Origin of the sequence: Micromonospora sp. NPDC000121, from assembly GCF_042899165.1 — a bacterium.
GTDB lineage: Bacteria > Actinomycetota > Actinomycetes > Mycobacteriales > Micromonosporaceae > Micromonospora.
Genome location: NZ_JBIAZP010000004.1, coordinates 321,049 through 342,476 on the forward strand (window position 1 = coordinate 321,049; position 21,428 = coordinate 342,476).

Here is a 21,428-nt window from a genome sequence, read left to right on the forward strand (position 1 = left end):
ACAGGAGGCGGCGTGGCGCAGGATCACACGTACGAGGAGCGACCCCGGCGACGCGGGCGCAAGGTGCTCGTCACCCTCGTCGTCCTGCTCCTGCTCCTCGGTGGCCTGATCGTCGTGGCCGACCGGGTCGCGGCCGGGGTGGCCGAGCGCGCCATCGCCGACCAGATCCGGCAGGAGGTCGCCAACCAGGGGGCGCAGTCCTCGGCGCCGGAGGTCGAGGTCGGCGGGTTCCCGTTCCTGACCCAGGTGCTCGACGGCCGGTACGAGCGCATCTCCATCGGGATGCGCGACGTGCGGGGCTCCGTGCAGGGCGACGTGGTCGCGCTGCCGAAGCTCGACGTGGACGCCCGCAACGTCCGCGCGTCGCTGGACACGATCCGTTCCGGCCAGGGCGACGTGGTCGCCGAGACGGTCGACGGCACCGGCACGATCAGCTACGACAGCCTCGCCGCGCTGCTCGACCGGCCGGGGCTGAAGCTCGCGGAGCAGGGCGGCCGGCTCGCCGTCACCGCCCCGGTCGACATCCTCGGCCAGCGGCTCACCGTGACCGGCACCGCCGACATCACCGTCGGCGAGGAGGGGCAGGTGGCGCTGCGCTTCAACGACCTGAACGCCGCAGGGCTGCCGAACGTGCCGCTGGCCCGGACGATGCTCAACAACTACGCCAAGAGCATCTCGATCGACGTGCCCCTGCCTGACCTGCCGTTCCAGCTCACCGTCCGGGAGGTCCGGCCGCTGCCCGAGGGACTGGCGGTTACCGCGGACGCGCGGAACGTGCCGATCAACTCCGCCACCGGCTGAGCCCTCGTGGCCCGGCGGCGCGTCCCGGATGCTGGTCGGTCCGATGGCCTCTCCGGGCGTGGCTGGTAGGCTCCCTGCTCATGGGGACGCTCCTCACCAAACGGCGCGCGGTCGACCTGTGCCGCGTGGCCACCTGCCTGTGTCGCCCCGTCATCTGACGGCGGGGCTGTCCTCGGCTGCCTGACGCAGCCAGTGGCACTCAGGGTCCGCGTACCCCCGGTGCTCTCCCACCGAACGCCCGGCAGCGGCGCCGTCGCACGAACCCGTGATCCGTTTCCTAGCTATGGGTCCCGCGCGTGGTGCGACAGTCATATTTATCGATTTCCGCGCGCTGGCTCACCGTCCATCCTCACCAGGGAGTGATCTGATGAGTCGCGACACCGCACTCGTCTCGGCCGAGTGGGCCGAGAAGAACATCGACGCCCCGGGCGTCGTCTTCGTCGAGGTCGACGAGGACACCTCGGCCTACGACACCGGCCACATCGCCGGCGCGATCAAGCTGGACTGGAAGACCGACCTGCAGGACCCGGTGCGCCGGGACTTCGTCAACAAGAGCCAGTTCGAGGCGCTGCTCTCCGCGCGCGGCATCGGCAACGACGACACCGTCATCCTCTACGGCGGCAACAACAACTGGTTCGCCGCGTACGCGTACTGGTACTTCAAGCTCTACGGCCACCGCGACGTGAAGCTGCTCGACGGCGGCCGCAAGAAGTGGGAGCTGGACGCCCGCCCGCTGGTGACCGACGTGGTGACCCGCCCGGCGACCCAGTACGTGGCGCAGGAGCCGGACACCTCCATCCGGGCCTTCCGCGACGAGGTCGTGGCCGCGATCGGCACCAAGAACCTGGTCGACGTGCGCAGCCCCGACGAGTTCGCGGGCCGGCTGCTCGCCCCCGCCCACCTGCCGCAGGAGCAGGCGCAGCGGGCCGGGCACATCCCCACCGCGATCAGCGTGCCGTGGTCGAAGGCGGCCAACGAGGACGGCACCTTCAAGTCCGACGACGAGCTGCGCAAGATCTACGCCGACGCCGGGCTGGACGACAGCAAGGAGACCATCGCCTACTGCCGGATCGGCGAGCGCTCCTCGCACACCTGGTTCGTGCTCCAGGAGCTGCTCGGGCACCGCAACGTGAAGAACTACGACGGATCCTGGACCGAGTACGGCTCGCTGGTCGGCGTGCCGGTGGCGCTCGGCGACGAGCCCGGGGAGGCCTGAGCCATGACCGCACCCACCGCCGCCGGCTGCGCCGCACCCGACCAGGCCGCCCCGCTGCCCGCGAGCCTGGACCTGGAGAAGGAGACCGTGATCACCGGCGTCGTCCGGTCCGACGCGGGCGAGGCCGTGCCGGGCGCGTACGTCCGGCTGCTCGACTCGACCGGTGAGTTCACCGCCGAGGTGGTGACCTCTCCGGCCGGCCAGTTCCGGTTCTTCGCCGCGCCGGGCACCTGGACCCTGCGGGCGCTCTCCCGGCACGGCAACGGCGACACCGCCGTGACCGCCGGCCGGGGCATCAACGAGGTCGCCGTCACCGTCGCCTCCTGACCCACGCTCTGATCGGCCCGTGGCCCGCCCCTCCTCGCCGAGGGTGGCGGGCCACGACCGTTTCCGGGCGCGTTCCACCGGCGTGACACGATGACCTCGTGAACGGTGTCGTAGAGGCGGGGCAGGCCCCGCCGACCGGTCCCGACCGGCCGGCGTCCCGGCGGTGGCTGCCCTGGCTGCTCGCCGCCACCGTGGCCTGGGCGGTGCTGCTGACGGTGCTCACCTGGACGTCGGTGCGGGACGACCCGCCGACCGTCCGGGAACAGCGCAGCCTGGCCGAGGCCGGCCCGGTCGTCGACCGCGCGGCCGGCGAGCTGGCCGCGGCGGCCGGCGACACCGCCGTGCTGACCCCGCCCGAGGTCGAGCGGGGCTGCCGGGTCACCCCGTTCGCCGACGGCGCCACCCTGGTCCGCGCCGTCGAGGCGTTCGTGCCCGCGGGCGAGGAGCGGGCGCTGCTGGAACAGGTCGCGGACCGGCTCCCGGGGCACTGGCGGGCCGGGGTCCGGGTGACCTCGGACGGGCCCCTGCTGCGCGCCGACGCGGGCGAGTTCGTCACCGTCGAGGGCACCGTCGTCGGGGACGGCCGGGTCCGGCTGGTCGCCGACACGGGCTGCCGGCCGGTCGGCGACGACTACGCCGCGCCGACGGCCGACGCCACCGGCGCGGAGACCGAGGCCCTGGCGGCCGCGCTGCGGGCCCTCGGCGGCCCGGCCGCGGCGGCCCCCGAGGTGGTCGTCGCGCCCTGCCCCGCCGGCGGCGCCGCCCGCACCGCGCGGGCCGCAGCCGTCCCGGCCCCGCCGTCCCCGGCCGCCGCGCTGGCCCCCGTCGCCCGCGTCCCGCTGCTGGACACCCCCCAGGCGTACGCCTACCGGCACGGCGCCGTCACCGTCGTCGCCGACCTCCCGGACGACCGGGTCGTCCTCTCCGCCACCACCGGCTGCCCGGCCTGAGGCCGACGGTCAGCGGCCCTGGTCGTGGGCGGGGTCGTGCGGGGCGCGGCTGCGCCCGAGGGCGTCGACGTGACCCCAGCGGCCGGGAATGTCGAGCAGCTCGACCCGTCCCATCCCCTCGGGCACGGCGGGGTCGATGATCAGGTGCTCGCCCTGCGGCTCCAGCCCGAGGATCACCCGTAGCAGCAGCAGCGGGGTCCCCGCCGACCAGGCCTGCGGGCTGCACGCGGTCGGGTACTCCACCGGGTACTCGGTGAGCCTCCGCTCGTAGCCGGCGAAGGCCTCCGGCAGCCGCCCCCCGAAGAACCGGGACGCGGCCACCATCGCGTCGCAGATCTGGCTGGCCTCCCGGCGGAACCCGTACCGCCACAGGCCCCAGGCGATGATCGAGTTGTCGAACGGCCACACCGTCCCCACGTGGTAGCCGACGGGGTTGTACCGCCCCTGGTCGTCGGCGAGGGTCCGCACGCCCCAGCCCGAGAAGAGCCGCGGGCCCAGCAGGTGCTCGGCGACCCGGCCGGCCCGCGACTCGTCCACGATGCCGCTCCACAGCAGGTGCCCCATGTTGGAGCTGAGCGCGTCCACGTGCCGGCCGTCGGCGTCGAGGGCGAGCGCGTAGAACTCCCGCTCCGGGATCCAGAAGTCCCGGTTGAACCGCATCTTCAGCTCGGCCGCCTCCCGCTCCAGTCGGTCGGCGTACGCGGGGTCGCCCCAGAACGTCCGGGCCAGTCGCGCGCCGCGGATCTTCGCGTCGTACGCGTACCCCTGGAGTTCGCAGGTGGCGCGGGGGAAGCCGGGCAGCCGGCCGTCGTGGTAGGAGATCGAGTCCCAGGAGTCCTTCCAGCACTGGTTCTGCAAGCCCGTCTGCGGGTTGCGCGTCTGGTACCACAGGTATCCGGTCCCGAGCAGGTCGCCGTACGTGTCGATCCAGGCGAGCGCGGCGCGGGTCTGGGCCTCCAACTGCCGTACCAGCCCGGCGTCGCCGGTCCACCGCTCGTACTCGTCGAGCAGGATGACGAACAGCGGCGTGGAGTCCGCCGACCCGTAGTACGGCGAGTGGGGCTGCTCCTCGAAGCCCGCCGTCTCGCCGTAGCGCAGCTCGTGCAGGATCTTGCCCGGCTCCTCGTCCCGGAAGTCGTCGAGCCGGCACCCCTGGAGGCCGGCCAGCATCACGATGGTCGCCGGGATCAGCTCCGGCAGGAAGGGCACCACCTGGAGCGAGGTGATGATGCTGTCCCGACCGAACAGGGTCATGAACCACGGGAGCCCGGCGGCCATCAGCCGTACGCCGAGGGCGATCGACTCGTAGCGCAGCGCCGACAGGTCCACCAGGCTCTGCCGGTACGCCCCGGCCAGCGGCTGGCAGTCGCAGCCGAGCTTCGGCGCGTCGGCGATCAGCTCGTCCTGCTCGGCACGGATCGCGGCCGGGGTGCGGCTGCCCCCGTACAGCGGCAGGTTGGCGCGGACGTCCTCGCCGCGCGCCCCGTAGACGATGGTGGTCACGTGCAGCCGGGTGCGCCACTCGCCGTGCGGGGCGAGGCGGATCCGGAAGGTCATGCCGGAGACCTCGACGTCCGCGGGCGCGCTGGAGCTGATCACCGTCTCGCGGCGGAAGTTCTCCCGGCGGTAGGTGAGGCGCAGCTCGCCGTCGCCGACGGTGGCGGTGGTGTGGCCGTGCTTCTGCCGGACGTGCTTGATCTCGAACAGGTCCGCGAAGTCGGCGCCCATGTCCAACCGGACGGTGAACTCCGTCTCCCTCCCGGCGTGGTTGAGCACCGTGAGCTCCTCCTCGAAGCTGCCGCCGATGGACCGGCGCCGGATCATCGACACCTTCGCGTCCAGGTAGTGGGTCGGCTCGCCGGGAACGAGGAAGAAGCGGGTGCGGAAGGACTCGGCGTCGTCGACGGAGAGCGCGTGCAGCCGCTCGCCGTCGAGGCTGAGCACCCAGGTGGAGAGGAACCGGGTGTCGAAGGAGAAGAGCCCCGTCGGGAAGTCGAGGGACGGCTCGATGTCGCCGTGCCGGTCGCTGACCAGGAAGGTGTTGCCGTCCAGGATGCTGACCGACTGCCTCACCGCAGCCGTCCGGCCTGCTCGCGGGCGACCTGCCTCGGGTCCCGGGTGCCCGGCGGGTCGGGAAAGAACCGGCGGAACATCAGGAAGAGCACGACCTCGCCGCTGAAGCTGCTCTCGTTGCGCAGCACGCTCGAGATGGCCTGGGCCCGGCCGGTGACGAGCCGCTCGAACAGGTCCTCGCTCGTGTACCAGATCGCGTCGGCCGGCCCTCGGTTGCGGCTGACGTCGATCGCGCCCGGCTGGAGCCGGACCAACCAGTGCGTCGTCTGGTTGCCCCGGGCGAGGTCGATCTGCATCGTCCCGCTGACCGGACTGCGCAACACCTGCGGGGCGCGCGCCGGCAGTGATTCGAAGAACCGCTCCGTCGCCTCGGTCACATCTCGAAGCGTAGGGACTGGCCCGACCTGCCGGGCCGGTATCGAGGGGGCGAGGGTCAGTAGACCAGGGCCTGCGCCCCCTCGGCCATCGCCTCCTCGACGAAGACCGCCGCGCCGGCGATGCGGACGCCCGGCAGCACGTCGTCCGGGCCGATGTCCCGTCGGGCGGCGCACTGGGTGCAGGCGGTCACCGTGCCGGTCGTCAGGATCACGTGCAGCAGCTCGGCCAGCGGGGCCGAGTGCGGCAGCTCGAACTCCTGCGCCCGGCCCGGCAGCGCGAACCAGGTCGACTCCCCGGTCAGCCAGAGCGACACGTCCACCCCGGCGGCGGCCGCGGTGGCGGCGACGGTGAAGGCCTGGGCGCACCGCTCGGGGGCGTCCGCGCCGGCGGTGGCCTTGACGACGAGAGTGCGGGCCATGGGGCCCAGCATAGGATGGTCGCGATGGTTACCGAGATCGGGTTCGTCAGCCTGCTGGTCGCCGGCCTGGGCGCGCTCGCCGGTGGCCTGGTCTACCTTGCCGTACGCATATCGAGAGGACGTTGGTGAGCGCGAGTGTTCGTCTCGCGGTCGCGGACGAGGAGAGGCGGAGTGAACCGGTGAGCGACGAGAACCCCCTGCAGCCGCCGCCGTGGCTGAACGCGCCGCCGGTCGACCCGTATCCCTACGAGGAGAGTCACGACCTGCGGGTGGGCCCGAAGCTGCACCCGTCGCTGGACGGCCTGCTGCCGTACGTCGGTGTGTGGCGCGGCCGTGGCCGGGGCGGCTACCCCACGATCGAGGACTTCGACTACGCCCAGGAGATCCGGATCAGCCACGACGGCCGGCCGTTCCTGTTCTACGAGTCGCGCGCCTGGATCCTGGACGAGCAGAGCAGGCCGGTCCGCCCGGCGGGCCGCGAGGTCGGCTGGTGGCGACCGGTGATGGACGGCGAGCGGGTCACCGACGAGCTGGAAGCGCTGATGACGACCCCGACCGGGGTCATGGAGCTGCACATCGGCAAGCGCAAGGGCACCCAGCTCGAGTTCGTGACCGACGCGGTGGTCCGTACGGCGACCGCCAAGGAGGTCACCGCCGGTCACCGCCTCTTCGGCATCGTCGAGGGCGCGCTGCTCTACGCCCAGGAGATGGCCGCCGTCGGCCACGGCCTCTCGCCGCACCTCTCCGCCCGCCTCGTCCGCGTGGGCGGCTGACCCGTCCGACCGTCCCTTCCGCTTCCCGCCATCTCTCCCCCTCCCCGGTCAGGGGAGGGGGAAGCCCAGCAGGGCCTGGAGGGCGGGCGTGTGCGGGGAGCGGCGCAGCGGGACGGCGTCCAGGGTGCGGACCTCCGCCAGGCCACGTACGGACGAGGTGAGCCAGACGCCGTCGGCGGCGCGTAGGCCGGCCGGCGTCACGAGGCGCTCGTCGGCGCGCAGGCCCAGTTCGTGGGCGTGGGCGAGGAGCCAGGCGGCGGTCACGCCCGGCAGGACGCCCGTCTCGGCGGCGGGCACGGTGTGGAGGGTGTCGCCGGCCAGCCAGACCAGGTTCGCCGTCGGGCCCTCCAGGGCGTACCCGTCCGAGGAGACCCAGAGCGCGTCGTCCACCCCGCTGCGGGCCGCCCAGCGACGGGCGGCGGTGTTCACCGCGTACGAGGTGGACTTGACGCCGGCGGGCAGCCAGTCGAGTGCGGCGCGGGCCCGCGCCGCGACGCCGAGCGGCAGGGTGGCGACGGTGATCCCGTCCCGGCGGGCCGCCCGGGTCGCCGCCGGCACCTCGCCCAGCGTGGCGTGGACGCTCGGCGGGCCGCCGCCCTCCGGGCCCCGGGTGCAGACCAGCCGCAGCGCGCCCTCGACCTCGGCCGGCCAGCCGGCGCTCACGGTCTCCAGCAGGTCGACCAGCACGTCGGTGGGGGGCAGGGGGAGTTCGAGGGCCGTCGCCGCCCGGGCCAGCCGGGCCAGGTGGGCGTCGCGCAGCCACGGCCGCCCACCCCGCAGGTGCATGGTCTCGAAGAGCCCGTCGCCGTGCAGCACACCCCGGTCGTCGCCGCGCAGCACCGGCTCCCCGGGCGGCACCAGCCCGCGCCCCAGCACGGCGATCCTCGACGCCACCATGACCGCCGAGCGTAGCGGCGGGCGTGCGCACCGCTGCCGCCCGGTGCGGGCAGGTCACCGCCCGCCCGGCGCCGTCGGGTGGCGCGGGAAACTCGTCGGGCCGTTCGACCCGGCGGCCGGGGCGGTCGGGCGAACTATGATCGGACGGTGTCCGAATCCTCCCTCGCGGAAATGCTCCGCGCCCGTGGGCTGCGGCTGACGGCGCAGCGGCAGCTGGTCCTCCAGGCCGTGCTCGACCTGGGGCACGCCACCCCGGAGCAGGTGCACACGGCCGTCCGGGAGGTGGCCGCGGGGGTCAACATCACCACCATCTACCGGACGCTGGAGCTGCTGGAACGGCTCGGCCTGGTCACCCACACCCACCTCTCGCACGGCTCGCCGACCTACCACGCGGCCGGCGAGGACCAGCACGTCCACCTCGTCTGCCGGGAGTGCGGCGCGATCGACGAGATCGATCCGGAGCTGCTGAGCCCGCTGGCCGACCGGTTGGCACAGCAGCGCGGGTTCCGGGTGGACATCGGCCACGTCTCCCTCTTCGGCGTCTGCGACCGCTGCGAGAACGGGGACGATAAATGATCGACATCGCGGGCGCGGTGAGCGTCGAGAGCATCGACGAGGCCAGCCGGGACCAGCCCGAGCCGGCGCACGTGGCGGCCGGCGTCCGGGGGGTGGCCGCGCACTACGGCGACCCGATGCGCGAGCAGCGCACCCTCGAGACCACGGTCGGCCTGGTCGACCGCTCGCACCGGGGCGTCGTCGCGGTGCCCGGCGAGGAGCGGATCGGCTGGCTGCACACCCTCACCACCCAGCACCTGGCGCAGCTCGCCCCCGGTCAGGGCACCGAGCTGCTGGTGCTCTCGCCGCACGGGCACGTCGAGCAGCACGCCATGGTGGCCGAGGACGGCGTCACCACCTGGCTCGACACCGAGCCGGGCGCCACCACGGACCTGCTGTCCTACCTGGAGAAGATGCGGTTCTTCAGCAGGGTCGAGCCGCGCGACGCGACCGGCGAGCACGCGTTGCTCTCGCTGGTCGGGCCGGAGGCCCCGGCCGCGGCCGAGACGCTCGGCGTGACCGGGCTGGCCGTACCCGACGTGGTCGCGGTGCCCGGCCCGAAGTTCCGCGCCGGCGAGGTGCCGCCCCGGCCGACCGCGCTGTACGACGTCAAGCCGCTCCCGGTCGGCGGGTGGGCGCGACGCGGCCCGCTGGGCGTGGACCTGCTGGTGCCCCGGGCCGCGATGGAACAGGTGGTCACCCAGCTGCGCGGCGACGGGGTGCCGGTGGCCGGGCTGTGGGCGTACGAGGCGGTGCGGGTGGCCGCCCGGCGGGCCCGCGTCGGGGTGGACACCGACCACCGGACGATCCCGGCCGAGGTGGACCTGGTCGCCCCCGCCGTGCATCTCGACAAGGGCTGCTACCGGGGTCAGGAGACCGTGGCCCGGGTGCACAACATGGGCCGGCCACCACGTCGGCTCGTCCTGCTGCACCTGGACGGGGTCACCACCGACCAGCCGCCGACCGCCGGCACGCCGGTGACCCTCGACGGCCGGGCGGTCGGTTTCGTCGGCACCGCCGTGCACCACCACGAGCTGGGCCAGGTCGCCCTGGCCGTGGTCAAGCGCAACGTCGCCGACGACGCCCGCCTGCTCGTCGGCGAGACCGCTGCCGCGATCGATCCGGCCTAGTCGTCGGACGGCGAAAGAATCTCTCCTTCGCGGCGCTGAGGCCGGAAAAGTTACGGTCGACTGGTTCCCCGGCCTCGGTCTAGGATCCGGGCATGACGACAGGGACGTTGATCACGGTTGCCCCCACCGGCGCGGAGTCGGCCAAGGCGGAGGTGCCGGCGCTGCCGGTGACGCTCGACGAGCTGCTGCTCACCGCCAAGGAGTGCGAGGCGCTCGGCGCCGCCGTGATCCACGTCCACATCCGCGACGACGAGGCGAAGCCGACCCTGGACCAGGGGCGGCTGCGGGAGACCGTGGCGGCGCTGCGGGAGAGCACCGACCTGATCGTGCAGCTCTCCTCCGGCGGCGCGGTGACCGACCCGGAGGCCGACCGGCTCGCCGTGCTCGACGCGGGGCCCGACATGGCCTCCTGCACGATGGGCACGCTCAACTTTGGCGACGACGTCTTCCTCAACCGCTGGGAGTTCATCGTCGACCTGCACACCCGGATGCAGGAGCGCGGCATCGTGCCGGAGTACGAGATCTTCGACCTCGGCCACCTGACGGCCCTCCAGCGCCTGCTCGGCAAGTACGGCCTGCCGGCCGGCGGGCACGTGCACGTCGACTTCGTGATGGGTGTGCCGGGCGGCATGCCGGGCACCACCTCGGCGCTGGTCGCCGCCCACCAGGCGCTGCGCGACCTGCCCGAGGGCACGACCTTCTCGGCCACCGGCATCGGCCGCAGCACCATCCCGGTCATGCTGGCGTCGCTCTCGGCCGGCGGGCACCTGCGCGTCGGCATGGAGGACACGGTGACCTACGCCAAGGGCCGCCCGGTGGAGTCCAACATGCAGCTCGTCGCCCGGGCGGTCGGCTTCGCCCAGCTCGCCCAGCGGCCGCCGCTGACCACCGCCGAGGCGCGTGGGCTGCTCGGCGTACCGGCCGCCGCGCGGTAAGCGGCGGCCCCGCCGGCACTCCTGTACGCCCGGGCGTCGACTGCCTGGTCACCCGCCCGTCCGGGGCGGCCGGGTGGTCGGTACCGTCCACACCGTGGGAAAGACGTACGAGGGCGGCGTGCCGCTCGCCGAGGTGGTCCGGTCCGGGTTCGTCGAGGGCGTGCACCGGGGTTCGGTGGTGGTCCTCGACGCCGACGGCGCGCCGGTGGCCGGTGCCGGGGACGTGACCTCCCCGGTCTTCCCGCGCTCGTCCAACAAGCCGATGCAGGCGGTCGGGATGCTCCGCGCCGGGCTGTCGCTGACCGACCCGGCGGACGTGGCGCTGGTCGCGGCCAGCCACGCCGGGGAGGACTTCCACCTGGCCCGGGTGGGCGCGCTGCTGGCCGGCGCGGGGCTGGACGAGTCGGCCCTGCACTGCCCGCCGGACCTGCCGGTGGGCGAGGACGCGCGGGCCGCCGTGCTGCGCGCCGGCGGCGGTCCCACCCGTACGCAGATGAACTGCTCCGGCAAGCACAGCGGGATGCTGCTGACCTGCCTGGCGGCCGGCTGGCCGCTTGACGGGTACTGGCGCCCGGAGCACCCGTTGCAGCAGCGGCTCCGTGACGCCGTTGAGGAGTTCGCCGGCGAGCGGGCGGCGGCGGTCGGGGTGGACGGCTGCGGCGCTCCGGTGCTCGCGGTGTCGCTGACCGGCCTGGCCGGCGCGTACCTCCGGCTGGTCTCGGCGGAGCCCGGCTCCGTGCCCCGGACGGTGGCCGACGCGATGCGCGCCCACCCGGAGATCGTCGGCGGCACGCAGGCGGACGACACCCGGCTGATGCGCGGCGTCCCCGGGCTGCTCGCCAAGGTGGGTGCCGAGGGCGTCATCGCCGCCGCGGTGCCCGGGATCGGCGCGGTGGCCCTCAAGATCGACGACGGTGCGGGTCGGGCCCGGATGCCGGTGCTGGTCTCCGCCCTGCGCCGCCTCGGCCTGGACGCCCCGGTACTGGCCGAGTACGCCGAGGTGCCGCTCTTCGGCGGCGGCCTCCCGGTCGGCGCCGTACGCCCCGTCTGGTAGCCCGCCACGCCGCGCCGGCCGGCCCGGCGACGGTGGGGCGCCGGGCCGGGTCGGGCGTCAGGGGAGAAAGTCGAGCAGGGCGGCGTTGACCGGGGCGGGACGCTCCAGCGGCAGCAGGTGGGCCCCGTCCGGCACGTCGGGCAGGCGGGTCGCGCCCGGCGCCTCGGCCGCGATCCGGTCGGCGAGCCGGCTGATGTCGGGCACGTCCGCGGCTCCGGCGGTGACCAGGACCGGCATCCGCAGCTCGCCGAGGCGTCCGATCGCGGGCGGGTCGAGTTCGACGACGTCCACCGCGCTGAGGGCCAGCTCGGCGGCGAGCGCCCGCTGGTCCATCTCGACGGCGAACGCGACCAGCCCAGGGTCGACGTCCTCCGGGCGGCGTCCGGGACCGACCACCCAGAACCGCACCTCACCGGCGGCGCTGGCGGCGAAGTCCTCCGGGTCGACCTCGCCCACCAGCGTCTCCCAGAGGTCGTTCGCCTCCTCGGACCACTCGTGCCCGGAGACGGCGGTGCCGAGCAGGGCGAGCGCGGTCACCCGGTCCGGGTGGGCCAGCGCGGTGTCGATCGCGACCGCGCCGCCGAACGAGCAGCCGACCAGGGCGGCCCGGGGGAGGTCGAGCGCGTCGAGCAGCCCCGCCACGTCGTCGTGGTGGGCGAACGGGGCCGGCGGCAGCTCCGAGTCGCCGTAGCCGCGCAGGTCCAGGGCGATCACCCGGTGCCGCTCGGCCAGTGGGCCGACCTGTTCCCGCCACATCCGGCGGTCCGCGATACCGGCGTGCAGCAGGACGACGGGGGTGCCGCTGCCGGTGTCGTCGTACGCGAGCAGCGCCCCGTTCACTTCGATCTTGGTCATCGCAGGAAGGTACGCAGGTGACGATCGGGCACGCAAGCTGCCAATGAGACCTCGCTAACTCTGGTTAGCGTTTTGCTTGCAGGAGTTAGCAGGGCGGGCTAACGTCGGGGTATGGCCACTGGTAAAGACCTTCCCGACGTCGGCGGGTTCATTCGCGACCTGCGTCGCAACGCGAAGATCTCGCTCCGGCAGCTCGCCGAGCAGGCGGGGGTCAGCAACCCGTACCTCAGTCAGATCGAGCGCGGCCTGCGCAAGCCGAGCGCGGAGGTGCTCCAGCAGCTCGCCAGCGCGCTGCGGGTCTCCACCCCGGCGATGTACCTGCGTGCCGGGCTGCTCGACGACAAGGAGGGCCAGGGCGTCCTCGCGGCCATCGCGGTCGACCCCGACCTGACGATGGCGCAGAAGCAGTCGCTCACCCAGATCTACGAGACGTTCCGGCGGGAGAACGCCCGGCTCGCCGAGGCGACCGCGGCGGCCACCGGCGCCACGCCGGGCGGCACCGAGCCCGGCGTCGCCCCGGGCGCGCCCGAGGCGCCGGACCTGGCCAACCTCGCCGCCACCGGACCCACCACACCGGAGGGTACGCCGACCGAGGCCGTCCTCGAGTCGGTCGCCGTCACCGAGGCCGGCCCCGCCCCCGCTCCGACCGACACGCCCGCGAAGAAGGCCGCCCGCAGGGCGGTCCGGAAGGCCGCCGACGCGGCCGAAGAGGAGAAGTGATGACCACCCAGCCGAAGACCCACCGAATCCCGGCCCCGATCTACGCCGCCGCCGGCGCGGGCGAGTTGGCCCTCCAGCAGCTCCGCAAGCTGCCCGCCGTGGTGACCGACCTCGGCACCAGGGTCGTCGCCGACCTGGGCGGCAAGGCCGTCGTCACCGGCTTCGAGCTGCGGCAGAAGGCCAACGACACGCTGCGTACGGCGAACCTGACCGCCAGCGGTCTGCGGGAGAAGGCCGTCTCGGCCGACCTCGACCTGAAGCGCCTCCGCGAGGCGGCCGACCTGAACAAGCTGCGCGAGGTCGCGGACCTGGAGAAGCTGCGCGAGGTCGCCGACCTCAACAAGCTGCGCGAGGTCGCCGACCTGGACAAGCTGCGCGAGGTGGCGACCCGTAACGCCGCCGTGGTGGTCGCCGGCGCGCAGGCCGCGCAGGAGCGGGCGCAGGCCGCGTACGTCGCGCTGGTCGCCCGGGGCGAGCGGGTCGTCGGCGCCGGCGTGCTGGGGGCCGCCGAGACCGTGAACGCCGACATCGAGGCCACCGAGGCCGAGGCCGAGCCGGCCAGGGCCGCCGCGACGGTGCCGGCCCAGCCGACCGCCGAGGCCCCGGCCCCGGCCACCGCCGAGGTGCCGACGCCGGCCGACGTGGCCGAGGTCGTGGAGGCCAAGCCGGCCGCCGCCAAGAAGGCGACCCGGGCGCCCCGGGCCACCAAGGCCGCCGCCAAGCCGGCCGACACGCCGTCGGCGAAGCTGCCCCGGGCCACCAAGCGGACCCGCCCGGCCGCCGAGTAGACCCCCTGCGCCGGTGACCCCGGAGGCGTCCTGTCGGACGTTTCCGGGGTCGCCGGCATAAGCTTGCCGTCATGGCCCACGCCGCGCCGCTCTTCGCCTTCGACGTCCGCTACGTGATCGAGCTGATCCTGCTCGTGTTCGCGTTGATCGTGCAGGGCGTCGCCCTGGTGCACGCCATCACCCAGCGCTCCGACGCCTTCACCGCCATCGGCACCCTGCCCAAGGGCGCCTGGATCGCCATCCTGGCCGTCTGCCTGGTGCTGATGACCCTGCTCCGCTTCGGCCCGATCAGCATCTTCGGCCTGATCGGCATCGCGGCCGGCCTCATCTACCTGCTCGACGTCCGGGTCGGCCTACGCGACCTGAGCGACGGCAGAGGGTCCTGGTGAGAGGTTTCCGCTGGCCGCCCCCGCCGGACGGCGGGCCCCGCACCTGGGGGCCCGGCCCCGGCGCCCCGCGCACCGGCAGGCCGGCCCTGCCCGAGCCGGAGACCGAGCTGGTCGCCACGCCGCACGGCGTACACCTGGAGCAGCTCGTCACCGGGGCGGGTGAGCCGACCACCGTGTTCGCGCACGGGCTGGGCAACGGCATCGCCACCACCCGGCCGTTCGGCAGCGGGGTGACCGGCCGCAAGCTCTTCTTCCAGTTCCGCGGGCACGGCCGCTCCGACACGCCGCCCGGCCCGTGGAGCTACCTGGACCTGGCCCGCGACCTGCGCGCGGTCGCCGACCTCGGCGGCGCCACCCGGGCCTTCGGCGCCAGCCTCGGCGCGGGCGCGCTCTGCCGGCTGCTCGCCGAGAGCCCCGAGCGCTTCGAGCGGCTGGTCTTCTTCCTGCCCGCGGCGCTGGACCGGCCGCGCGGCGAGGCCGCCCGGGACCGGCTGACCGCCCTGTTCGACGCCGTGGAGAGCGGGGACGCCTCCGCCGTCGCCGACGTGGTCCAGGCCGAGCTGCCGCCGGCGGTACGCAACACCCCCGCCGGCTGGGCCTACCTGCGCCAGCGGCTCGACCAGCTCCTCCGCGACGGGCTCGCCCCGGGGCTCGCCAGCCTTCCCGAACAGGCGCCGCTGCGCGACGCCGGGTCGTTGGCAGCGGTCACCGCGCCCGCCCTGGTGATCGGGTGTGCCGGCGACGACCTGCACCCGGCCGAGGTCGCCGAGCAGCTCGCGGCCGCGCTGCCCCGGGCCACTTTGCACGTGTACGACCGGCCCGGCGTCCTCTGGACCGAACGCGCCGACCTGCGCAGCCGGATATCCGCCTTCCTCAACGAGTAACGTGCCCTGACCTGGGCGTCACACACCTCCCTGGACGGCCAGGCCGGCGGCACGCACGTGGCCTCCACCGCCCAGATCGGCAGAGCAAGGGCCGCGCCAACCGCCGGGTCCGCGTACGGCTGACGGACTGACCCGGTGACTCCCGGCGCCGGACACCGACGCCGGGAGTCGGGCGGTCACACCAGGTCGATGCGTTCCCGCTCGATCGGGTAGCCCGCGCGGGCGAAGTTGGCGGCCATCGGGTGGTTCGTCTGGTCGGTGGCCGCCACGATCTCTTCCGCCCCCGTCTCGACCAGCAGGTGGGTGGCCTCGACCAGCAGGTCGTACGCGTACCCGTGCCCGCGCTGCTCGGGCACCACGCCGATGAAACCGACGATCGGGTCGGTGTGGTTGCGGGCCGGCACGGTGACGCCGACCAGTTCGCCCTCGGGCGTCCAGGCCAGCCGCCACCAGTCGCGCGGGCTCGGCAGCCAGCGCAACAGGTCGAGTTCCTCCTGCGCCGCCGCGTCCGGCCCGTGCTTGGCGGCGGTGTGCCGGGTGTGTGCGTCGAGGCTCTCCTCGCCCACCCGGCGCAGCACGTCGAGGATCACGGCGTCGTCCGGCTCCGGCCGGAACTCCAGCCGCCCGGGGCGGGCGGGCAGGCCGCACTCCGGCCTCCAGCGGTAGCGGTACCGCTCGACGAGCACGGACATGCCGGCTGCCGTCGCGGCGTCGATCCGGGCCTCGGCCTGCGCGCGGACGGCCGGGTCGTCCCGCCAGCCGGGTGGCAGCGAGAGCGAGTACTCGGCCCGCAGCGGCGCGGTCCGCAGCAGCCGGACCGCCGCCTCGCGGTCGGTGAAGTCGAACCAGTCGAGGGCCAGCGGCGCGTCGTCGTCCGGGCCGCCCCACCAGGCGGCGCGGGCCACCACCACGTCGCCGCGCAGGGCCACCCAGCTCCACTCGGGACGGTACTGGCCGTCGGCGGCCATGGCGGAGTAGTTCTCGCCGAACGCGGCGCGGCCCACCAGCCCGGGGTCGGGCAGCGAGTTGAACAGTTCTTCCTCGCCCGCGGTGAGCGGGCGGATGACCAGGTCGGTCATGGGGATCCTTCCGGGTGTGACGTGCTCCCGGGTCAGGACCGTGGCGTCCTCGCGGCCGGGTGGGAGCACAGCGATGTCGTGACGGACACGGTGCCCACCTCCCTTCCAAGATCGAGGACGCCCGAGCAGGCTAGCAGTCGCGCCCAGGCCGGTCCAACCGCATGTCGAGCCCGGCTCCCGGCACCGCCCGCCGTCCGCCGCGCCCGGGGCGCGCGGGTCAGGGTGCGGTCAGCTCGGGCGGCAGGTGGGCGGCGCGGACGTCGAGCAGCCAGCGTTCCACGGTGGCCTCGTCCGGACGGTCCGGCAGCGGGGAGCGGGCACGGTCGAAGTCGCGTTCCGCCTCGGCGAGCAGCGTGCGCGCCTCGTCCAGCTCGCCGCCGGCCACCCGCTCGCCGAACGCCCGGAACCAACCGGGGTCGGCGAGCCGGATCTCCAGCACGCCGGTCGTGTAGAGCAGCCGGCCCTGGTGCACCAGGCGGGCCAGGTGCCGGGCGTGCTTGGCGGTCCGTCGCCGTGTGTCGGCCGAAAACGCTCCGTCGCCCCGGGACTCCAGCTTGCGGAACTGCTGACCGGCGTAGCCGAGGTAGGCGTCGCGGACGCGGGGCGCGCTGAGGAACGCCGACCGGATGGCGATCAACCGGTCGCCGAACTCCGTCCGGGTCTCGTAGCAGTCGTCCGGCAGCCAGGCCAGCTCGGTGGCGGTCGGGTTGCCGCTCAACGCGAGCCGGCACCACTTCGCGGCCTCGTGCAGGGTCGTGTCGGGGTCGGTGGTCACCACCGACTCGCGGGGCGGGTGCAGGCCGTGGAACGCGACGGTGGGCGCGGCGAAGACGCCGATCCGGTCGACGTCGGAGCCCGGGCCGGCCAGCCCGTACGCGACCGAGCCGACGATGCCGGAGAGCAGCAGGTGCATGCCGGCGAGCATGCCGCATGCACCCGATGCGCGAAACCGGACTTCCGCTGTCAGGTATCGCTGACAGGCTCGCCGCATGACGAAACCGCTGACAGGGAAGATCGCGCTCGTCGCCGGGGCGACACGGGGCGCCGGCCGGCAGATCGCCGTCCAGTTGGGCGCGGCCGGCGCCACCGTCTACGCCACCGGCCGCAGCAGCCGGGCCGGCCGCTCCGAGATGGACCGGCCGGAGACCATCGAGGAGACCGCCGAGCTGGTCACGGCGGCCGGCGGCACCGGCATCGCCGTCCGGGTCGACCACCTCGTCCCCGAGCAGGTCCGCGACCTGGTCGCCCGGATCGACGCCGAGCAGGGCCGGCTCGACGTGCTGGTGAACGACATCTGGGGCGGCGACCCGCTGATCACCTGGGAGAAGCCGGTGTGGGAGCAGCCGCTCGACGCGGGCTTCCGCACCCTGCGGCTGGCGGTCGACACGCACATCATCACCAGCCACTTCGCGCTGCCGCTGCTGATCCGCCGCCCCGGCGGCCTGGTGGTGGAGGTCGGCGACGGCACCAAGGAGTACAACGACGACAACTACCGGCTCTCGGTCTTCTACGACCTCGCCAAGGTCTCGGTGAACCGGCTCGCGGCGAGTTGGGCGCACGAGGTGGCGCCGCACGGGTGCACCGCCGTCGCGCTGACCCCGGGCTGGCTCCGGTCCGAGGCGATGCTGGAGCACTTCGGGGTCACCGAGGAGAACTGGCGGGACGCCCTGGACAAGCAGCCGCACTTCGCCATCTCGGAGTCGCCGGCGTTCGTCGGGCGCGCGGTGGCTGCGCTGGCCGCCGACGAGGACCGGGCCCGCTGGAACGGACGGTCCGTGTCCAGCGGCGAGCTGGCCAAGGTGTACGGCTTCACCGACCTCGACGGCAGCCGCCCGGACGCCTGGCGGTACCTGGTCGAGGTGCAGGATCCCGGCAAACCGGCCGACGTCACCGGCTACCGCTGACCGTCGGCGTCGGTCCGGAGCGTCCCGGGCGGATGCGGAGGCCGCGTCGCGTAGAGCGCGGCGGCGCGCGACGCGGCCTCCGCCAGTCGCGCCCGCAGCCCCGGCGGATCGAGCACCTCGACCTCCGGCCCCAACCCCAGCAACTGGCTGTACGCCACGTCGACGGACTCGACCGGCAGCCGGGTCACCACCCAGCCCTGCCCGTCGGGCCCGTCGGCGGCGGCGACCGCCTCCTCGTACACGAAGGGAGCGTCGGCCAGGTGCCGGAGCTGGCGCAGGCCGGCGGGGCTCAGCCGGACGGTGACCCGGTCCCGCAGCATGCTCCGGAGGAACGCCTCGGCCTGCTCCCGCCAGTAGGCGGCCAGGTCGAAGCCCTCGTCCCGGTCGAACGTCTCCCCGCTCACCGCGACGCCGGTCACCCGGTCCACCCGGTACGTGCGCACGTCGTCGCCGACCCGGCCGACGAGATACCAGACGCCGCTCTTGAGCACCAGGCCGTACGGGGACAGCTCCCGGGTGACCTCGCGGTCCCCGCGCCGGTAGCGCAGCTCGACCACCCGGTCCCGCCAGACCGCCCCCGCCAGCTCGGTCAGCCACGGCGGCGGCCCCACCTCCCGGAACCAGCCGGGCACGTCCAGGTGGAACCGCTGCCCCGTGCGGGCCGGCGCGTCGCGCAGCGCGGGTGGCAGCGCGGCCAGCACCTTCAGCTCGGCCGAGGCCACCGCGTCGGCGAGCCCCATGTCGCCGGCCGGCCCGCGCAGCCCGGCCAGGAAGAGCGCCTCCGCCTCGTCCCGGGTCAGCCCGGTCAGCCGGGTCCGGTAGCCGCCGAGCAACCGGTAGCCGCCGGCCCGGCCCCGGTCGGAGTAGACCGGCACCCCGGCGGCGGAGAGCGCCATGACGTCCCGGTAGACGGTCCGCTCGGACACCTCCAACTCCCGCGCCAGCTCGGCCGCGGTCATCGTCTTTCGCGCCTGGAGCAGCAACACCAACGAGATCAACCGGGCCGCCCGCACCCGTCCATCCTGCCCCGATGCCGTACGGCCGCCGTCGGGGCGTCGGACGGCGGCGACCACTAGGCTCTGCGGTCGTGAACGCACCCCGTCTCGCCGCGCCCGTGACCGGCGCCGTCGGCCGGTTCTTCACCGGCGTGGGCCTGCTCCTGCGCGGCCTCGGCCTCTACGTCCGCAGCCCCGCGCTGATGCTGCTCGGCATCGTGCCGGCGCTGATCTCCGGTGCGATCTTCGTGGCCGCGTTCGCCACCCTGGCCTACTTCGTCGACGACCTGGCCGCACTGGTCACCCCGTTCGCCGACGACTGGTCGGCCACCTGGCGCAACCTGGTCCGGGTGGCCGCCGGGCTGGTTTTCCTCGGCATCGGCGGCCTGCTCGCGGTGGTCAGCTTCACCGCCGTCACCCTGGTCATCGGCGACCCGTTCTACGAGAAGATCTCCGAACGGGTCGAGGAGCGCCTCGGCGGCACGCCCGGCGCGGTCGACGTGCCGTTCTGGCCGTCGCTGCGGCGCAGCCTCGCCGACTCGGTACGGCTGGTGGGCCTGTCGGTGCTGTTCGGCATCCCGCTCTTCGCCGCCGGGTTCATCCCGGTGGTCGGCCAGACCGTGGTGCCGGTGATCGGCGCCGCGGTGGGCGGGTGGCTGCTCGCCGTGGAACTGGTCGGTGCCCCGTTCTACCGGCGCGGCATGCGGCTGCCGGAGCGCCGGTCGATCCTGAAGGCGGACCGGCCCACCACGCTCGGCTTCGGGGTGGCGGTCTTCGTCTGCTTCCTGATCCCGCTCGGCGCGGTGCTGGTCATGCCGGCCGCCGTCGCCGGGGCGACCCTGCTGGCCCGCCGCTCGCTCGGCCAGTCCGTCACGGAGGGCTGACGTGGAGGTCACGCTGGTCGAGGGGGACATCACCACCCAGCGCGTGGACGTGGTCGTCAACGCCGCCAACTCGTCGCTGCTGGGCGGCGGGGGAGTGGACGGCGCGATCCACCGGCGGGGCGGCCCGGCCATCCTCGACGAGTGCCGGGCCCTGCGCGCCTCCCGGTACGGCCGCGGGCTGCCGACCGGCCAGGCGGTGGCGACCACCGCCGGGAACCTGCCGGCCCGCTGGGTGGTGCACACGGTCGGGCCGGTCTGGTCGGCGGCCGAGGACCGCTCGGCGCTGCTGCGCGACTGCTACGCGAGCAGCCTGCGGGTCACCGACGAGTTGGGCGCGGAGAGCGTGGCGTTCCCGCTGATCTCGGCCGGCGTCTACGGCTGGCCGGTCGAGGACGCCGTGCGGCAGGCCCTGTCGGTGCTCCGTCCGGCCACCCCGACCAATGTGACCGAGGCCCGGCTGGTGCTCTTCGGCGCGGACACCCGGGCGGCCGCGCAGCGGGTGTACGACGCCGGCTGACCGGGACGGTCAGGAAAGCTCGCGCAGGCAGGACCAGCTCGATCCGACCGGGCGGTAGCCGAGCCGGACGTTGACCGCCAGCATCGGCGCGTTCGCCTCGTCGTTCGAGGTGTAGGCGACGCGTACCCCGCCGGCGGCGGCACGGTGCAGCGCCGCCGTCTTGGCCAGGCGGGCGAGCCCGCGCCCCCGGTACGCCGGTAACGTGCCGGTGTAGTCCGACCACATCCGGTCGCCGTCCCGCTTGACGAGGCTGAACGCCGCCACCTCGCCGCCGACCTCGGCCGCCGTGCTGGCCGCGCGGTCCAGGCCCAGGTTGTCCCAGACCTCGTAGCGCCAGTTCTCGTAGCTGATCGAGTCGACGGGCACGTCCTCCGGCTCGTCGGTCGCCGCCGCCAGGTTGGCCAGGTGCATCCGGCGCGGGTCGACGTCGGTCAGCGGGAGCAGCCGTACGCCCGGCGGCGGCTCCGGCATCGGCGGGGCCGGCCGCAGGTCGAGCGCCGAGTAGCGCAGCTCCCGGCTCGGCGTGAAGCCGTGCCGGCGGGCGAACGGCAGCGACTCCGGCAGCACCCAGGTACGCACCCGGCGCGCCCCGATGTCCCGGAGGTGCCCCAGCGCGGTGGTCAGCAGCGCGGTGCCGGCGCCCCGCCCCCGGTACCCGGGGTGGACGTGCAGCGTGGAGACCTCCCCGACGTCCGGTTCCGACGTCCGGTCGTTGCGGTACGCGGACGCCCAGCCGACCACGGTGTCGTCCACCTCGACGACGTACGCGGTCCAGTCCTCGCCGGGCGGGGGCTGGGCGATCATGCGCCGGGTCGACTCGACGCCGCGCACCAGATAGGGGTGCACGAGCGCGCGTAGCGCCACCACGGCGGGCGCGTCGTCGGGGCGGGCGGTCCGGATCCGCAC

27 protein-coding genes are annotated in these 21,428 nt (G+C 74.3%); 18 read left to right on the forward strand and 9 right to left on the reverse strand.

All coding sequences use genetic code 11. The annotated features are described in order from the left end of the window. The first annotated feature begins 12 nt into the window (after positions 1 to 12). From ACFY23_RS14985 to ACFY23_RS15005, 5 genes are all read left to right on the forward strand, one after another. Complete coding sequence (locus ACFY23_RS14985) at positions 13 to 801, forward strand: DUF2993 domain-containing protein (RefSeq protein ID WP_350684597.1); 789 nt, start codon at positions 13 to 15, stop codon at positions 799 to 801. Between the two features lie 80 nt (positions 802 to 881). Beyond that, positions 882 to 959, forward strand: coding sequence for an Ms5788A family Cys-rich leader peptide (locus tag ACFY23_RS14990; RefSeq protein WP_311202345.1), 78 nt, complete (start codon positions 882 to 884; stop codon positions 957 to 959). Between the two features lie 209 nt (positions 960 to 1,168). After that, positions 1,169 to 2,017, forward strand: a complete 849-nt coding sequence (locus ACFY23_RS14995) for a sulfurtransferase (protein ID WP_350684596.1) — start codon at positions 1,169 to 1,171, stop codon at positions 2,015 to 2,017. Between the two features lie 3 nt (positions 2,018 to 2,020). Continuing rightward, complete coding sequence (locus tag ACFY23_RS15000; protein WP_350684595.1) at positions 2,021 to 2,344, forward strand: DUF1416 domain-containing protein; 324 nt, start codon at positions 2,021 to 2,023, stop codon at positions 2,342 to 2,344. A 98-nt stretch (positions 2,345 to 2,442) separates the two neighbouring features. After that, entirely contained in the window at positions 2,443 to 3,294 is an 852-nt protein-coding gene (locus tag ACFY23_RS15005) for a hypothetical protein (protein WP_350818968.1), read from the forward strand. 9 nt (positions 3,295 to 3,303) lie between these two features. Here the strand turns inward: ACFY23_RS15005 and ACFY23_RS15010 are convergent, their stop codons facing one another. Genes ACFY23_RS15010 through ACFY23_RS15020 form a run of 3 tightly spaced genes read right to left on the reverse strand, consistent with a single transcriptional unit; the run spans position 3,304 to position 6,175 of the window. Next, the gene (locus ACFY23_RS15010) at positions 3,304 to 5,367 is read right to left on the reverse strand and encodes a glycogen debranching N-terminal domain-containing protein (RefSeq protein ID WP_350683928.1); all 2,064 of its coding nucleotides are present in this window, start codon (positions 5,365 to 5,367) and stop codon (positions 3,304 to 3,306) included. After that, positions 5,364 to 5,744 (reverse strand): SCP2 sterol-binding domain-containing protein, encoded by a 381-nt coding sequence (locus ACFY23_RS15015; RefSeq protein ID WP_350683926.1) that lies wholly within the window; start codon positions 5,742 to 5,744, stop codon positions 5,364 to 5,366. Before ACFY23_RS15015 ends, ACFY23_RS15010 begins: the two co-directional genes overlap by 4 nt. 56 nt (positions 5,745 to 5,800) lie before the next feature. Continuing rightward, positions 5,801 to 6,175: a DsrE family protein gene (locus ACFY23_RS15020; RefSeq protein ID WP_350683924.1), complete on the reverse strand. Its 375-nt coding sequence runs from the start codon at positions 6,173 to 6,175 to the stop codon at positions 5,801 to 5,803. Between the two features lie 12 nt (positions 6,176 to 6,187). On the opposite strand from ACFY23_RS15020, the gene mtfM reads away from it, so the two are divergent. Together mtfM and ACFY23_RS15030 are read left to right on the forward strand one after the other, a co-directional pair. Beyond that, positions 6,188 to 6,292, forward strand: a complete 105-nt coding sequence (gene mtfM, locus ACFY23_RS15025; protein ID WP_267897534.1) for a small membrane protein MtfM — start codon at positions 6,188 to 6,190, stop codon at positions 6,290 to 6,292. Between the two features lie 50 nt (positions 6,293 to 6,342). Then, the gene (locus tag ACFY23_RS15030) at positions 6,343 to 6,936 is read left to right on the forward strand and encodes an FABP family protein (protein WP_350683922.1); all 594 of its coding nucleotides are present in this window, start codon (positions 6,343 to 6,345) and stop codon (positions 6,934 to 6,936) included. Between the two features lie 48 nt (positions 6,937 to 6,984). On the opposite strand, the gene ACFY23_RS15035 is transcribed toward ACFY23_RS15030, so the two are convergent. Next, on the reverse strand, positions 6,985 to 7,833 hold the full coding sequence (locus tag ACFY23_RS15035; protein WP_350683920.1) for an aminotransferase class IV: 849 nt from the start codon (positions 7,831 to 7,833) through the stop codon (positions 6,985 to 6,987). Positions 7,834 to 7,980: 147 nt separating this feature from the next. On the opposite strand from ACFY23_RS15035, the gene ACFY23_RS15040 reads away from it, so the two are divergent. From ACFY23_RS15040 to ACFY23_RS15055, 4 genes are all read left to right on the forward strand, one after another. Further along, positions 7,981 to 8,409, forward strand: a complete 429-nt coding sequence (locus ACFY23_RS15040; RefSeq protein WP_350683918.1) for a Fur family transcriptional regulator — start codon at positions 7,981 to 7,983, stop codon at positions 8,407 to 8,409. Then, the gene (locus ACFY23_RS15045) at positions 8,406 to 9,518 is read left to right on the forward strand and encodes a folate-binding protein (RefSeq protein ID WP_350683916.1); all 1,113 of its coding nucleotides are present in this window, start codon (positions 8,406 to 8,408) and stop codon (positions 9,516 to 9,518) included. The genes ACFY23_RS15040 and ACFY23_RS15045 overlap by 4 nt, the downstream gene beginning before the upstream one ends. A gap of 92 nt (positions 9,519 to 9,610) precedes the next feature. Continuing rightward, a complete protein-coding gene (locus ACFY23_RS15050) occupies positions 9,611 to 10,453 on the forward strand; it encodes a 3-keto-5-aminohexanoate cleavage protein (protein WP_350683914.1) in 843 nt (280 codons plus the stop codon). A 73-nt stretch (positions 10,454 to 10,526) separates the two neighbouring features. After that, the gene (locus ACFY23_RS15055; protein WP_350683912.1) at positions 10,527 to 11,507 is read left to right on the forward strand and encodes an asparaginase; all 981 of its coding nucleotides are present in this window, start codon (positions 10,527 to 10,529) and stop codon (positions 11,505 to 11,507) included. 57 nt (positions 11,508 to 11,564) lie between these two features. On the opposite strand, the gene ACFY23_RS15060 is transcribed toward ACFY23_RS15055, so the two are convergent. Beyond that, the gene (locus ACFY23_RS15060) at positions 11,565 to 12,362 is read right to left on the reverse strand and encodes an alpha/beta hydrolase (protein ID WP_350683910.1); all 798 of its coding nucleotides are present in this window, start codon (positions 12,360 to 12,362) and stop codon (positions 11,565 to 11,567) included. Positions 12,363 to 12,473: 111 nt separating this feature from the next. Here ACFY23_RS15060 and ACFY23_RS15065 point away from each other — a divergent pair, with 111 nt between their 5' ends. The 4 genes from ACFY23_RS15065 to ACFY23_RS15080 all read left to right on the forward strand — a co-directional run bounded on the left by ACFY23_RS15065 (position 12,474) and on the right by ACFY23_RS15080 (position 15,143). Next, entirely contained in the window at positions 12,474 to 13,082 is a 609-nt protein-coding gene (locus tag ACFY23_RS15065) for a helix-turn-helix transcriptional regulator (RefSeq protein WP_350683908.1), read from the forward strand. Then, positions 13,082 to 13,870, forward strand: a complete 789-nt coding sequence (locus ACFY23_RS15070) for a hypothetical protein (protein WP_350683906.1) — start codon at positions 13,082 to 13,084, stop codon at positions 13,868 to 13,870. The genes ACFY23_RS15065 and ACFY23_RS15070 overlap by 1 nt, the downstream gene beginning before the upstream one ends. Positions 13,871 to 13,941: 71 nt before the next feature. Then, a complete protein-coding gene (locus tag ACFY23_RS15075) occupies positions 13,942 to 14,259 on the forward strand; it encodes a DUF2516 family protein (RefSeq protein WP_350683904.1) in 318 nt (105 codons plus the stop codon). After that, positions 14,256 to 15,143, forward strand: a complete 888-nt coding sequence (locus ACFY23_RS15080) for an alpha/beta hydrolase (protein ID WP_350683902.1) — start codon at positions 14,256 to 14,258, stop codon at positions 15,141 to 15,143. The genes ACFY23_RS15075 and ACFY23_RS15080 overlap by 4 nt, the downstream gene beginning before the upstream one ends. 176 nt (positions 15,144 to 15,319) lie before the next feature. Here ACFY23_RS15080 and ACFY23_RS15085 read toward each other — a convergent pair whose 3' ends face one another. Both ACFY23_RS15085 and ACFY23_RS15090 read right to left on the reverse strand, forming a co-directional pair. Then, positions 15,320 to 16,222, reverse strand: a complete 903-nt coding sequence (locus ACFY23_RS15085) for a GNAT family N-acetyltransferase (protein ID WP_350683900.1) — start codon at positions 16,220 to 16,222, stop codon at positions 15,320 to 15,322. A gap of 217 nt (positions 16,223 to 16,439) precedes the next feature. After that, positions 16,440 to 17,135 (reverse strand): DNA polymerase beta superfamily protein, encoded by a 696-nt coding sequence (locus ACFY23_RS15090; protein WP_350683930.1) that lies wholly within the window; start codon positions 17,133 to 17,135, stop codon positions 16,440 to 16,442. 76 nt (positions 17,136 to 17,211) lie between these two features. Here ACFY23_RS15090 and ACFY23_RS15095 point away from each other — a divergent pair, with 76 nt between their 5' ends. Next, positions 17,212 to 18,126 carry an SDR family oxidoreductase gene (locus tag ACFY23_RS15095; RefSeq protein ID WP_350683898.1) on the forward strand — a complete coding sequence of 305 codons (915 nt, stop codon included), beginning with the start codon at positions 17,212 to 17,214 and terminating at the stop codon, positions 18,124 to 18,126. Here ACFY23_RS15095 and ACFY23_RS15100 read toward each other — a convergent pair. Next, positions 18,117 to 19,139 (reverse strand): YafY family protein, encoded by a 1,023-nt coding sequence (locus tag ACFY23_RS15100; RefSeq protein WP_350683896.1) that lies wholly within the window; start codon positions 19,137 to 19,139, stop codon positions 18,117 to 18,119. The genes ACFY23_RS15095 and ACFY23_RS15100 overlap by 10 nt on opposite strands. A gap of 74 nt (positions 19,140 to 19,213) precedes the next feature. On the opposite strand from ACFY23_RS15100, the gene ACFY23_RS15105 reads away from it, so the two are divergent. Further along, complete coding sequence (locus ACFY23_RS15105) at positions 19,214 to 20,005, forward strand: EI24 domain-containing protein (protein ID WP_350683894.1); 792 nt, start codon at positions 19,214 to 19,216, stop codon at positions 20,003 to 20,005. A gap of 1 nt (position 20,006) precedes the next feature. Continuing rightward, on the forward strand, positions 20,007 to 20,522 hold the full coding sequence (locus ACFY23_RS15110; protein WP_350683892.1) for an O-acetyl-ADP-ribose deacetylase: 516 nt from the start codon (positions 20,007 to 20,009) through the stop codon (positions 20,520 to 20,522). A 9-nt stretch (positions 20,523 to 20,531) separates the two neighbouring features. Here ACFY23_RS15110 and ACFY23_RS15115 read toward each other — a convergent pair whose 3' ends face one another. Next, positions 20,532 to 21,428, reverse strand: a complete 897-nt coding sequence (locus ACFY23_RS15115) for a GNAT family N-acetyltransferase (RefSeq protein ID WP_350683890.1) — start codon at positions 21,426 to 21,428, stop codon at positions 20,532 to 20,534.